General features: G+C 36.8%; 12 protein-coding genes and 4 pseudogenes. 9 read left to right on the forward strand and 7 right to left on the reverse strand.

The features are described from left to right. Positions 1-399: 399 nt before the first annotated feature. Complete coding sequence (locus tag Xenpb_RS05670; RefSeq protein WP_187653521.1) at positions 400-1,020, reverse strand: RpoE-regulated lipoprotein; 621 nt, start codon at positions 1,018-1,020, stop codon at positions 400-402. 228 nt (positions 1,021-1,248) lie between these two features. Between Xenpb_RS05670 and Xenpb_RS05675 the strand changes: the two genes are divergently transcribed. Beyond that, on the forward strand, positions 1,249-1,509 hold the full coding sequence (locus Xenpb_RS05675; protein ID WP_187653454.1) for a hypothetical protein: 261 nt from the start codon (positions 1,249-1,251) through the stop codon (positions 1,507-1,509). A gap of 37 nt (positions 1,510-1,546) precedes the next feature. On the opposite strand, the gene Xenpb_RS05680 is transcribed toward Xenpb_RS05675, so the two are convergent. After that, positions 1,547-1,969, reverse strand: coding sequence for a GNAT family acetyltransferase (locus tag Xenpb_RS05680; protein WP_187653455.1), 423 nt, complete (start codon positions 1,967-1,969; stop codon positions 1,547-1,549). A 321-nt stretch (positions 1,970-2,290) separates the two neighbouring features. On the opposite strand from Xenpb_RS05680, the pseudogene Xenpb_RS20425 reads away from it, so the two are divergent. Both Xenpb_RS20425 and tssD read left to right on the forward strand, forming a co-directional pair. Continuing rightward, positions 2,291-2,648, forward strand: a pseudogene (locus Xenpb_RS20425) (integrase); the annotation flags it as partial. Positions 2,649-2,705: 57 nt separating this feature from the next. After that, positions 2,706-3,044 (forward strand): annotated as a pseudogene (gene tssD, locus Xenpb_RS05685) (type VI secretion system tube protein TssD); the annotation flags it as partial. Here the strand turns inward: tssD and Xenpb_RS05690 are convergent. From Xenpb_RS05690 to Xenpb_RS19875, 3 genes and pseudogenes are all read right to left on the reverse strand, one after another. Beyond that, positions 3,041-3,448: a hypothetical protein gene (locus Xenpb_RS05690; RefSeq protein WP_255523029.1), complete on the reverse strand. Its 408-nt coding sequence runs from the start codon at positions 3,446-3,448 to the stop codon at positions 3,041-3,043. The pseudogene tssD and the gene Xenpb_RS05690 sit on opposite strands and share 4 nt — an antisense overlap. Continuing rightward, positions 3,441-4,127 carry a hypothetical protein gene (locus Xenpb_RS05695; protein WP_187653457.1) on the reverse strand — a complete coding sequence of 229 codons (687 nt, stop codon included), beginning with the start codon at positions 4,125-4,127 and terminating at the stop codon, positions 3,441-3,443. The genes Xenpb_RS05690 and Xenpb_RS05695 overlap by 8 nt, the downstream gene beginning before the upstream one ends. Before the next feature lie 325 nt (positions 4,128-4,452). After that, a pseudogene (locus Xenpb_RS19875) lies at positions 4,453-4,617 on the reverse strand (ISAs1 family transposase); the annotation flags it as partial. A gap of 50 nt (positions 4,618-4,667) precedes the next feature. Here Xenpb_RS19875 and Xenpb_RS05700 point away from each other — a divergent pair. The 6 genes and pseudogenes from Xenpb_RS05700 to Xenpb_RS05725 all read left to right on the forward strand — a co-directional run bounded on the left by Xenpb_RS05700 (position 4,668) and on the right by Xenpb_RS05725 (position 10,272). Then, the gene (locus Xenpb_RS05700) at positions 4,668-5,516 is read left to right on the forward strand and encodes a ferritin-like domain-containing protein (RefSeq protein ID WP_187653458.1); all 849 of its coding nucleotides are present in this window, start codon (positions 4,668-4,670) and stop codon (positions 5,514-5,516) included. Positions 5,517-5,787: 271 nt separating this feature from the next. Continuing rightward, positions 5,788-5,973 (forward strand): annotated as a pseudogene (locus Xenpb_RS05705) (phage major capsid protein); the annotation flags it as partial. Positions 5,974-6,275: 302 nt separating this feature from the next. After that, on the forward strand, positions 6,276-7,184 hold the full coding sequence (gene hemF, locus Xenpb_RS05710) for an oxygen-dependent coproporphyrinogen oxidase (protein WP_187653459.1): 909 nt from the start codon (positions 6,276-6,278) through the stop codon (positions 7,182-7,184). Between the two features lie 246 nt (positions 7,185-7,430). Then, positions 7,431-8,495 (forward strand): M4 family metallopeptidase, encoded by a 1,065-nt coding sequence (locus Xenpb_RS05715; RefSeq protein ID WP_187653460.1) that lies wholly within the window; start codon positions 7,431-7,433, stop codon positions 8,493-8,495. 227 nt (positions 8,496-8,722) lie between these two features. Beyond that, positions 8,723-9,781, forward strand: coding sequence for a M4 family metallopeptidase (locus Xenpb_RS05720; protein ID WP_187653461.1), 1,059 nt, complete (start codon positions 8,723-8,725; stop codon positions 9,779-9,781). 281 nt (positions 9,782-10,062) lie between these two features. Continuing rightward, positions 10,063-10,272, forward strand: coding sequence for a protealysin propeptide domain-containing protein (locus tag Xenpb_RS05725; protein ID WP_187653462.1), 210 nt, complete (start codon positions 10,063-10,065; stop codon positions 10,270-10,272). Between the two features lie 428 nt (positions 10,273-10,700). On the opposite strand, the gene der is transcribed toward Xenpb_RS05725, so the two are convergent. Then, positions 10,701-12,191, reverse strand: coding sequence for a ribosome biogenesis GTPase Der (gene der, locus Xenpb_RS05730; RefSeq protein WP_187653463.1), 1,491 nt, complete (start codon positions 12,189-12,191; stop codon positions 10,701-10,703). Positions 12,192-12,373: 182 nt separating this feature from the next. Further along, positions 12,374-13,546 (reverse strand): outer membrane protein assembly factor BamB, encoded by a 1,173-nt coding sequence (gene bamB, locus Xenpb_RS05735; protein ID WP_187653464.1) that lies wholly within the window; start codon positions 13,544-13,546, stop codon positions 12,374-12,376. Between the last annotated feature and the right edge of the window lie 14 nt (positions 13,547-13,560).

Below are 13,560 nucleotides of genomic sequence, written 5' to 3' on the forward strand. Positions count from 1 at the left end.
TTTCTTCTACATCCAATAGATTTCAAGTTGCAGAGCGACGGCAAGAAAAGCAAATCCTCAGAAGGATAGCTGGCTCTATGTTTATAACTACCTGTTTATAAGTACATATTTATAACTACGTAACCAAAGGTGAGTGAACGTAGCCAACAAAGCAGCAACTTGAAAGATGAAAGGTATACTGTATCCAGAATATTTATAACAGGATAGCTAACTATCTACTGTTTTATATACTAAATTCTTATGAGAAATGATGAAACGCGATAAGGTACAGGGAACGTAAGGTTACTCATTTAGGATGATAATAATAAGATACAGGTAATAACGATTTTAGCTGTTTCCCTTATATACAGGTGGAAAAAAGAGAGTTTAACTTTAATAAAAACTCTCTTTGAGATTTTATCAGGGTTTCCAGATAATACGCGAAATCTTCCAATCTTTCAGAACATCATCAGAAGGCAATAATCCTTCAGGGCCATCCCAAATTCCGGTAAAAACATAGCTGACATGCCGACTTTGCGGAGTACGACAGATAACTGTAGGTTGCATGGTGAAATCATTGGATCGCTGGCATGCACCAAATGCCTTGTCATACAACTCGGAGAAAGGGGTTCCTATTTTCGCTCCCCAAACCGTTTTAATTCCTTCATCCAATACATCAATACGATTAACCTTTCCATTGACGAGACCATAAAATTCGAGTTTTACCTGATCGCCTTCCATTCCCTGAATCACGCTAATTAATTGATTACCTTGCGTTTCCATACCACTACGCAGGCGATATTTATCTCCCAAGCCTTGTTCAATTGCGGATTGAGTCATGTCTGTCTGTTTATTGATATCTCCAATCCCTTGTTCAGAGACACTCAGGGAACTGCCAAACCAGTTTAAAGGTGATAAAGAAGACCATGAAAAACCCGCTGCTCCGGCACAAGCGGTTAACAAAAATGAGCACCCAACTAAACTACTGAGTGTAATGATCCGTTGTTTAGGCAGGAAATTGAATACGAAAAATTTATCCATCACTATTTTTTACCTTGAAATTTTTTACCTTGAGTCTCTATGGACAATAACTTGACATCTATCAGACCACGTTTTCAAAAAAACATTCCCTTATCAAAACCATTCATCAATAGAAACGTAAAATCGATGTTAATAACACATTAATAATATGACATTGCCGATCTATTTAAAAAACAAACAGTACTGTAAGTCAATGTTCATAAAAAATATACAGTCAGGAGAAAACATATGGATCTACCTGAAGGACAAGATATTGATTACCCATTGAACTCTAACTGGTATGTATTAGAAGGAAAATCTGAAACTTCGATTCCTGAAAAGTATTATATCTTTAAAGATAAGGATGGACACATTCAGGCTAAAATTATATTTGATACAGATAATAAAAAGCCGAACTTGTCAAAGGATCTCCTTATTACAAAAAACAAATACATGAGAAATTTGACTCATTCTATAAAAATTATAGTAAAAAAAATAATGGCTGAATAACATATGTAATGCTCAGCCATTTTATATTCTTTATATTTTAATCAATAATCAACCGCTTACTAAAAATGGCACTTTCCTGCCCCAAATAATCATATTCCATCTTTTCACACATACAAATTGTTGCATCATTTTCTTCTGGCACCATGAGTAAAATACTTGGACAACCTCTTGCCAATAATTTCTTTTCTAAACGAGCAATCAACGCATTAGCAATTCCCCTGCCCCTGAATTCAGGATGAACGCCCAAATAATACGCATGCCCCCGATGCCCATCGTAGCCACCCATAACTGTACCAACTACTTCCCCGGCAACTTCAGCAACCAAAAACAAATCAGCATCATGGGTTAATTTACGCTCAATGTCTATTTCTGGATCATCACCAGAATTAATCAAATCGCAGCGTTCCCAAAGTGTGATGACGGCTTCAAAGTCGTCTTGCCGAAATACCCGAATTTCCATAGTTAGTAAGCCTATCTAATAAGCAATTGAATCAATGTTAATTATCACTGCTTTTATTTTTGAATCAATATGAAAATGCGTTTACTGATACTAACAGGTATACTGCTAATATTCATAAACTAACCAAAATGAAAGCAGAAATGAATATACTTAATATATATTAGTTTAATGTTTTGATGTTTGTCCATGATTATTACTTTTATATGAAAATCAAACGATTAATATCTCACTAAACTGTATGTTGTTACAGTGCTTATTGACGTTTTCCTAACTCTTGCAGCACACTGCGTATAAACATTTGTATAAATATATTGGGAGATCATGGCTGCCGGACTAAACAAGCCCAGTGACAAAAAACTAAAATCCTACACGGAAAAGAAAGGAATAAGATTGAATTTTTTGCCGATGGTGCTGGATTGAGTGCAAAAGCATCAAGTTAAACCGTCTCCCCATTGGACGCTACCCTGATATACTCCTCAAACAAGCTCGTGAAACACGGGATAAATGCCGTAACTGGTTGACCTCTGGTAAAGTTCCAAAGCTCCAATTTAACTTAACAATGCAAGAATCATTAAAACCAATCACTGTAAAAGACACTATCGAATATTGGATAAAACACTATGGCAGAGACAACCGAGCCAATATTGATAGCTTTATTCGTCAATTAGAAAAACATATATCAGCAGATTAAATAGTCGTTTTTAAAGGCTGCCTGATAAAATATTTTTCTTGAGTACTTAATAGAGAACAAAATGTAAACCATCATCCTATAGTAATAACAAAATCAATTGATAAATCATCTCCATTATTAGGCGTTTCAATATCAAATAATGAACATTTAGATTGTCTACTTGAAATATATAGAAATAGCTCAGCGGGGGGATTGGAAAAATTTTATTCTATCAAATTAACAAATGCCACTATAAAAAATATCTCCATCCACTATCCTAACTCACTAAGCCATAATGATATGCAACCACATGAAAGCATAACAATTTCATATGATAGCATAACATGGACACATCATATCGCTGGCACATCGGGTTATAGTATAAGAGAAGAAAATGTATTTTAATTCTTCTCAACTAAAAACAAAATGGTACTCTCAGTATCATTTTGTTGTATACTGATAATAGTATCGTCTTTGTGCCAGCGTTCATCTCCCCAATGCTTATCGAAGTATTTCTTAAAACCCATATTTTCAGTATATTCTATTAATTCTGTCAGACGACTCAATTTTACATTTGAAAAGACAATTTCGTTAGTCATTGTATTACTGCCATCAGGAGAGTCATAGTATATAATGTAATCATTTGAAATAAAAGGTACATTCTTAATCTCATCAAAAGTAAATGCGTAATAATAAATAAAATTTCTTTTTGTATATGACAAGTTAACATTCGCTAATGATGCAATAAGAAAAATAACACCAATAGTTAAAATAGATATGGCTATACATATACGTATAGATTTACTCAATCGCAATCCCAGCATATTCTTTACCTATGTTAACCCAGCTTGCATCTTCAATGAGCATTACATCTTGACTAGTTTTTATATCACTTATAGGCGTTATGGTATTTAAAAAACCAGGCAAGGAAGTATGATAAGGTATTGTATTGTTAGGATATTTTTCAGGATCAGGAAATAATAATGGCTTAAAAGATTTATTTTTATATTTCCCTATAGCTCCGTAATAATCCCACCGTTTAAATGCCTTTTCTTTACTCACTACCCCTACTTGAGGTAAGTAATTAATATCATTAATAGCCTGGTAAAAACCGAATAAGTTAGAAATCAAATCCTCACCACTATAACCGCTATCCGAAATTAAAGTAAAAGGAAAGGAGTCTTGGTATGATTCAAATGAATGAGTTGTATACATCATAATAGTAAGAGCAACTCTTTTTTTATCATGCAAAGATAATCCTCTTCTAACTCTCCACCTTGTTTTTATAGATGTTCCAAGGCTACGTCCCCTACCCATATATTGGACATACCTAACAATAAAATGAAATTTATTAGTCGATTCATCCCCTAAAGCGAGAGAAATCATCAGCTTCCTTGCATCATCACCGTTAACATGCCCTAAGTCTAACCACCCTAATTTTTCTGTATAAACTAATCGCCCATTTTGTATGTCACTTCTTTTAGTCATTAGAGCTCCTGTAATTTAGTCAAGTGCGCTATAAAACTTTATACACATGACATTACACAAAATCATTTATAGATAAATTTTAACAGAAACCAGCTATTCCATCCCTATACTTTTGTGTGCTCATTCAACATAGTCAGGATTCTTTCTTATTATTTTTCATAGTATGAAAAATTAACTTACTGGAAAAACAAATTAACTACAAAACACCATGAAAAAATTACTCTAACTACGCCAGAAAAAAGCCAATTTAACCCATCAAATGCGTTCGCTGCTCACCCAAGCCGAAGATGAAAAGCGTTCACTGACAGGGCAACCGCATGAATGTTTAAATTTCATCCATATCAGCAAAACCTGCTTGTAATACCTGCTCCAAAAAACGGGTTTTCATCCAGGCACGTTGGCGTTTTTTTCTGATGCTTAGCTTCTTACCGTCTTTCTTTGTCTCTTCTCTTTTTAACCTATTTAAGGCGATTCGCCGTAATAGGACTAACGGGAGTATTTGCGCAGAAACTTACGGTTTCATCTTGTTGCTGGCGTCATGTGACACAACGTAACAATGTATGGAATAAGGATATAATCAGATATTGCGAGGATATTATTTCTTCAAAATGTGTATTATTAGAACATGAACGCATTACAGCCAGTTATATAATCGATAATTTGGGTAACAGTAAAACAGATTGTGTATTAGATACCTGTCCTGTTTTTCCTCCTTGCAGAGACCTAAAGCTGAAAAAATCCAATAATAAGATTTTCCATGCTAATAGTAACGAAGAGCTGGTAAAAAATAATAAAACCTACCTTTCTTTTCTTTATTATGTTCTTGTTGATGTGGAAATATCCGCAATGGAAGTATGTGCTCATCAAATGTTAAAAAATGATGATATGCCTTATGAATTTAGATTGGATTTAGCAAAACAGATTTGGGATGAAAGTAGGCATGCAAAGTATATTTATGAACTATTTGTAGGATTAGGTGGAGATTTATATTCTGAATATTATACGAATAGCGTCGTTGAGAGGTATATGAAATCATCAACGCTATTGGAATCACTTATAATTCAGCAAATTCTTCAAGAGGGTAACGCGGTTGAAATTAATCTATTTTTGATTAATGAATTAATTAAACAAGATAGACATGAAGAAGCAAATGCCTTCGTTAATATCAATAATGATGAAGCCTTTCATGTTCAAATAGGTAATAAATGGATATCGTATTTAGCAGAAATCAATGAATTAAGTGAGGAACAGCTATTGAATATTATGGTGGTTGCTTCGGAAAAGATAAATATCCCATTGTTTGGAAAGGGAGGGTGGAATTCAGAAATACGGAAAAAGGTAGGTTTTCCTCATTGGTTTATAGAAATCAGGGAAAAATTATTTTCCTGAGGTAATCTGTCATTTCGCAGCTATATCTGTAATATGCTGATTTTTAATCGCTCGTATAAAATTTTACACAGTTGTTAATTCTTAATTAAAACAATAAATTAAGAATTCGGTGCGGAATGTCGGGTAATATTCCAATTTGGTAGCTGTAACTATTGCAATTAAAAGCAGCCGTGTTCGCATTTCATTTCGGCCGGCTCACAATAAGGACTTACGGGAGCATTCGCGCAGAAATTTGTGGTTTGGGATGGTGACTAGGTAGTGACCGGATTATACTTTGTCTACGGGCGTTCCGTCAGACAGTGGCTATACCGTTATCCCTGAACTGAACAAGCAGATCATGCAGCAACTTACCTGTGAATCAGTCATGCGCCGAATCTGTACTATCAAGACCACACATACCAACGAGTATAAACAACTTGTTTCAGTCGGTGGCGCAGCCGTTGCACACGCGGAAGATAGCCGTAACGGGGTATCTTCTCACTAGCAATAACATTCGTAATTGTCACCTCAATAGCTTTTTCGACGAAATACACCGCATCTTCTTCACAAGTCCAGAAGGTTTAGCGTACAGATCTCGTTTTATTGATCACAAATTCACTCTTATTCTTTCCTTTCTTTTCTTTTCTTTTACACTGTTCTTATGTTTTGTTTATAGGTTCGTTCAGTGTTCTATGTATAAAAAATTATATAAACAAACAAAAACCACCTCATTAAAAAATGAGGTTTATTTAATTAATATCAATTGGTTATGATTTAATTATGAATATACCTAATCTATCTCAAGTTAAAGATTTTTTCCTCTCATTACAGGATCAAATCTGTAAGCAACTGGAGCAAATTGATGGTCACTCAACATTCATAGAAGACTGCTGGCAACGGGAAGAAGGTGGCGGTGGACGCAGTCGTGTGTTAACCGCTGGCGGTATTTTTGAACAAGCCGGCGTAAATTTTTCGCATGTCATGGGAAAATCAATGCCGGCTTCTGCCACAGCTCATCGTCCAGAATTAGCCGGTCGCAGCTATCAAGCCATGGGAGTTTCCCTTGTTATCCATCCGCTAAACCCCTATATCCCAACCAGCCATGCGAATGTGCGTTTCTTTATTGCAGAAAAAGAAGGAGAAACGCCTTTATGGTGGTTTGGCGGTGGGTTTGATCTCACCCCTTATTATGGTTTCAAAGAAGATGCCATCCACTGGCATAGTGTTGCTAAGACGTTATGCCAACCGTTTGGTGATGATATTTATCCAAAATATAAAGAATGGTGTGATGATTACTTTTTTATAAAACATCGAAATGAACCGCGTGGCATTGGCGGCTTATTTTACGACGATTTAAATACACCTGATTTTGATACCTGTTTTAATTTTACACAATCTGTCGGCAACGGGTTCTTGCCTGCTTATTTACCGATTGTAGAACGAAGAAAAAATATGGCTTGGGGTGATCGTGAAAGACAATTTCAGTTATATCGTCGAAGCCGCTATGTTGAATTCAATTTAGTTTGGGATAGAGGAACTCTCTTTGGCCTGCAAAGCGGTGGCAGAACTGAATCAATATTAATGTCTATGCCGCCATTGGTGCGTTGGGAATATGGTTATACTCCGGAACCTAATTCTCCAGAATCTGAATTATATAATTCATTTCTGATAAAAAAAGATTGGGTTTAACAATTAAAAACAGGAACATACGATCACCTCTGTGTTCCTGTTTTATATTTTCATTTCCGAAATTATTCATTAAATAGAACGGATAATTATCAGAGCATTGATAAAATTGTTCATGGTTTTTCATTAGCAATACCCTGCCATAAAAAATCAATATTTCCCCTAATGACTCACTCTCTAATTACAGTTAGTATTCAATCCGGGCCCGAAAAACAAAAACAATATCTAATAAAAATAGAGGGGATTACTATGAGCAATAATCAAATCAACAAATACAGCTTAATTCCTCCATTTGTTTTGGAACAGATATCTAATGATTGCGATGAATGTACTAATCAATATGTATCAAAGACATTAGATCATGTTTATCACTTAATGAGCACAACCGCTGAAGAGGATCTCTTTCATCAAGAAAAGAAAATAGAATCAGATAATAAATTAAATCGCACTATTTATGATGCCAAAAACAAAGAGGAATTCCCCGGAGAAAAGCTGTCCCGAAGTGAAGGCATGCCTGAAGACAAAGATGTTGCTGTCAATGAAGCTTATGAGTATCTGGGTAAAACTTATGAGTTTTATAAAAACATTTTTGGCCGCAACTCGCTCGATAACAAAGGGCTAAAACTCGTTGCCACAGTGCATTATGGTAAAAATTACTTGAACGCGTTTTGGTCCAGAAAACAAATGATATTCGGCGATGGAGATGGGAAATACTTTAATCGTTTTACTTCCGCTATTGATGTTATAGCACATGAACTGACTCATGGTGTGATCGAAAGCGAAGCAGATCTTGATTATTCCTACCAATCCGGTGCACTAAATGAATCCATCGCAGATGTGTTTGGTATTATGGTGAAGCAGTATGTAAAAAAACAAAAGACAAATGAATCTGACTGGTTATTAGGGCAAGGTTTGTTGGGGCCTAGGTTTAATCCAGAAAATAAGCCTGATGTTGCCTTACGCAGCTTTATTAATCCAGGAAAAGCTTTTTCCGGAGATAGACAAGTTGCTCATATGGATCAATATAAAGAACTCCCCTTCACCATAGACAATGGCGGTGTTCATATATATTCAGGAATTCCTAACAAGGCATTTTATTTAGTAGCGACTGAGTTAGGCGGATATACCTGGGAGCGAGCAGGAAAAATATGGTATCAAACTTTGCTGGATAAGCGCTTGTATTCTGATGCGGATTTCGAGGATTTTGCCAAACTGACAATTGAAAATGCTGAAAAATTATTTGATAAGGAAATTTCAGACATTGTTAGTAATTGTTGGAAACAGGTTGGTATTTTACTTCCTGAAAATGATTAATCCAATATTAACACAATATCAATTTAGGTTAAAATCAGTAACGTTAAGATAACGCTAAAATAAATAATAAAGGATTAAGGATAATCCTTTATTATATTTATAAATTAACATTATTAAATACAAAAAAACCTTTCTCATTAGTAGCGAATACCACTATTTAGATTAATACTTAATTAAGGTTCCTAGGGATTAAAATAAACACAATATCTAAAAAGCGGGGTATTATTATGCGCAACCATCAAATTAAATTAAATAAAACTGGTATAATTCCGCCTTCTCTATTGGAATACGTTGTAAAAATTTGTGGTCAAAGTGATAAAGCATATATATTAAAAACATTAAATCATGTTTATAATTTAATGAATAACTCTGCTGAGTTGGATATTCTCACTCGTGAATACCAGCCTGAAAATTATACTAAATTAGATAGAACAGTTTATGATGCTCAATATAATGATCAATATCCAGGAAAAATATTAATTTTAGATGAAATAACAACTATGAGCGGCGATATATCAGCCAATGAAGCTTATGAGTATCTGGGTAAGACTTATGAGTTTTATAAAAACGTTTTTGGCCGCAATTCGATTGATAACCAGGGCCTCAAGCTAGTTGCCAGCGTGCATTACCAGAAAAATTATATGAATGCTTTTTGGGATAATAACCAAATGGTTTTTGGTGATGGTTATGCCCCCTATTTTAATCGCTTTACCTCTTGTATTGATATTACTGCTCATGAATTAACTCACGGTGTTATTGAAAGTGAAGCAAATCTTGACTATGCCTATCAATCTGGTGCACTAAACGAATCCATCGCAGATGTGTTTGGTATTATGGTGAAGCAGTATGTAAAAAATCAACAGGCAAGCGAATCTGATTGGTTAATCGGCCAAGGGATATTGGGTTATGCACTTAATCCAAACAATGATCCCAACATTGCTTTGCGCTCATTCAAAAACCCCGGAAGCGCAAACCCAAAAGACAACCAAGTTGGCCATATGAATCAATATCAAGATCTGTCCGTTAGAGATGACCAAGGAGGAGTCCACAAATATTCTGGCATTCCCAATAAGGCGTTCTATTTATTAGCGATCGAGTTAGGCGGCTATTCATGGGAACAGGCAGGAAAGATTTGGTACGAGACATTGTTGGACAAACGCTTATCTCATAAAGCAAGTTTTAATGATTTCGCGACATTAACCATCGACAATGCAGAAAAATTATTTGGTAAAAAAATTTCAGATATTGTAACTCATTCATGGAAGCAAGTGGGAGCTTTGCTCTGATATTAACTATTCCTGTGATAATAAATGGCTAAGGAAGGCCTTGATTATATACTTTTTTATTCCCCCCTGATATTTTCAGTATCAAAGAATTAATCTTCCAAGCGTAACCCCTATCAATAAAAATTCATTTTCCCCCTTCATTATTTCAAACATTTTACTTATTAATCTCACACCATCAAAAATTTACATTTTTAGTAGTGACTAACATGGTTAGTTTGGCTAATATTACGATTAGGCTAAATATACTCAGACATGAAAAACACATAGAATAGGGTATTATTATGAATAGCAATCAGATAAACAAGAAAAATATAATTCCTCCGTATTTATTGGAATGTATTGCGAAAAATTGTGATACTGATGATAAAGAATTTATATTGAAAACTTTAGAGCATGTAAATCAATTAATGAAACATTCACCCAGAGAAAACAAGCCCCACGCCAATGAAGATAATTCGTTATCATATAAAAACAAAACACTACCCGAATAATAAAATAATTATTTACTATCGGAAAATGTTTCTTTAATGCTAAGCACCAAAGCCATCACAAGTGGCCACGAATGACTTAGTTAGTTGATTGTTTTGACATTCATTATATTCATGGATTCCATTATAGGATCGGGAATAAATAGATTATCTTTATCATATAGAATTTCAGCTAAACTTAGCTATTATTTCTATTAATAATTTATTCCCACCAATAATTAAACTTTTGTTACTATCTATAAAATTTATTGCTACCTATAAAATATCTTTTCATAAAATATATAGAAAGCAGTTACAACTACTATCTTTATTTTTCAGAATAAAACACTTAAAAACAATTTATTTTAGATTATGATTACGAATGGAAATGCGCAATCCTTAATAATAAAGGGCTGAAAACAGCCCTTTATTTATTGTATTTTTTAAAATAATTAACGTTTTTTCAAATGCTCCATTAAACGTTTACGCTTACGAAGCTGGGTTGCTGTTAATGTATTTTTCTTACCAGCATAAGGGTTAGCCCCTTCTTTAAACTGGATACGAATAGGTGTTCCCATCACTTTTAAAGAGCGACGGAAGTAATTCATCAAATAACGCTTATAAGAATCGGGTAAGTCTGTTACCTGATTACCATGAATCACAACAATCGGTGGGTTATAACCTCCCGCATGAGCGTATTTCATTTTAACCCTACGACCACGGATCATCGGTGGCTGATGATCATCTTCCGCCATGCGCATGATACGGGTCAGTAAGGAAGTATTAACACGGCGGGTTGCGCTTTCATAAGCTTCCTGAATTGACTCAAATAAATTACCAACACCACTACCATGCAGTGCAGAAATAAAGTGAACACGAGCAAAATCAACAAAGCCCAAACGCAGATCCAGCATATCCTTGACGTGATCTTTATCTTCCTGACTCATGCCATCCCATTTGTTGACGGCAATAACCAGCGAGCGACCGCTATTAAGAATAAAGCCGAGCAGAGAGAGATCCTGATCAGAAATACCTTCGCGGGCATCTACCACCAATAACACGACATTAGCATCTTCAATAGCCTGAAGTGTTTTAATAACGGAGAATTTTTCAACGGTTTCTGTGATCTTACCGCGTTTACGAACTCCCGCAGTATCAATCAGGATATACTCGCGCCCATCACGCTCCATGGGAATATAAATGCTGTCACGGGTTGTGCCTGGCATATCATAAACGACAACCCGCTCTTCCCCCAGAATACGGTTGGTTAATGTGGATTTACCTACATTCGGACGACCAACAATCGCAAGTTTTAGTGGCAAAGCAGTAGGATCAAACGCTTCCTCTTCTTCCTGTTCAACAGAAGCATCAAGTTCAGCCTGTTCCATCTCTGCCCAATAAGCAGCGTTAGCCTCTTCTTCCGTTAATTCGACTTCTTCCTTTTCCTCTTTCTCAGAAAAAGGCAGCAGGGCACGTTCAATCAACTGCGTCACGCCACGGCCGTGGGAAGCGGCAATAGAGTAAATATCACCTAATCCCAATGAGTAGAATTCTGCAATGGAAGTGTCAATATCAATGCCATCAGTCTTGTTTGCTACCAAAAAGGTTGCTTTTTCACGACTGCGCAAATGCTTGGCAATCGCATGATCGGCCGGCATCAACCCTGATCTGGCATCAACCATAAAGAGAACAATATCAGCCTCTTCGATAGCCATCAAAGATTGCGTAGCCATATGTGTTTCTACGCCTTCTTCCGTACCATCGATACCTCCCGTATCAATGATGATGAACTCCTGCCCTTCAACCTCTGCCCGTCCATATTTACGATCACGGGTTAAGCCAGGGAAATCCGCTACCAGCGCATCTCTGGTTCGGGTTAATCGGTTAAATAAGGTGGATTTTCCAACATTGGGGCGCCCAACCAGCGCAACGACAGGTATCATTTTTTTGATGCCTCATGACTAAATTTAAATCGATATCCTGCTAGAAATGATCCAACCAATGTTGCTCACTACTACAAGATACTAAAAAGACGAAACGGCCCCTGTTACTTTCAGCACAGGAGCCGTATAGTTTCGTGTTATTTCGTATAGTATTACATATAACGTTAAAACACGTTCTGGAATTAGCGAGTATACAGGTAAACTGTCCCGTCCTTCGCTTGTACCATCAGTTTATCGCTGACAACAACAGGGCGACTCAATAGACCTGAACCATCAACCTTATTCTGAGCCGCAAATTTGCCATCAGCCATATTCAACCAATGCAAATAACCTTCGCTGTCTCCAACAACCAGATAGCCGTTATACATTTCAGGTGCAGTCAAGTTACGATGCAAGAGATCATTTTGCGCCCACAATGTAACCCCATCGCTCTTACGCAAGGATAAAATGCGGTCATCCTGATCAACAATGAAAATATTATCATCAGTCACGACCATATCATTCACTGAACCCAGATCGCGTTTCCAGATGATCTGGCCCGAACGCATATCCATTGCAACTAAATTACCGTTATAAGCAATGGCATAAATAACATTGTTAGAAATGACCGGAGTCATATCAACGTCATTCAGGCGATCGATTTCAGTGGCTCCCGTTACCTGAGAAATGCGCTGCTGCCAAATTAATTGCCCTTGGGACAGCAGAACAGCACTGACACGCCCATTGTCACCCCCCACAACTGCGGCGCCATAGGCCACGGCAGGAGCGGATTCACCACGTACTGACAACGGAGGTGTATCCATATTGACTGACCAAGCGATACTACCATCACCTTCATTCAGTGCCTGCAACATACCATTGCCAGTGTGAATCAAGACGAAACCATCACTTACCACCGGGCGCGATAATGCTTCGCCGGCAACTGTTGAATCCCATTCAACTTTACCGCTTGTTGCATCCAACGCGATGACTTTTGCTTTTTCTGTGCCGACATAGAGACGATCACCGGAAACAGTCAGTCCCCCTGACAGCAGTGCTGGCAAACGAGATGACAGAAGACCGGCTTTCTCTGACAGGTCCGTTGTCCACAACTCCTTGCCACTATCTATATCAAACGCTTTGACAACACCATTTCGGTCAGCAGCATAAGCCGTTGAGCCCTGCCAAACCGGTGACAAATGAGAATAGTAGTGCCCAACGCCGCTGCCAACGGATTTATCCCAGACAACACGAGGTTTGAATTGATTTTCAACCTTCGGCAACGGTGACATTGTTACCGTATCCTGTTCGCTTGAACAACCAGCCAGCAAAACAGAAGCAACCAGCCCAACCAAGAGTGTTTTTCGCAGTTGCATTAGAAGTTGGCTCC

The sequence above is a fragment of the Xenorhabdus sp. PB62.4 genome (assembly GCF_014467285.1).
Classification (GTDB): domain Bacteria; phylum Pseudomonadota; class Gammaproteobacteria; order Enterobacterales; family Enterobacteriaceae; genus Xenorhabdus.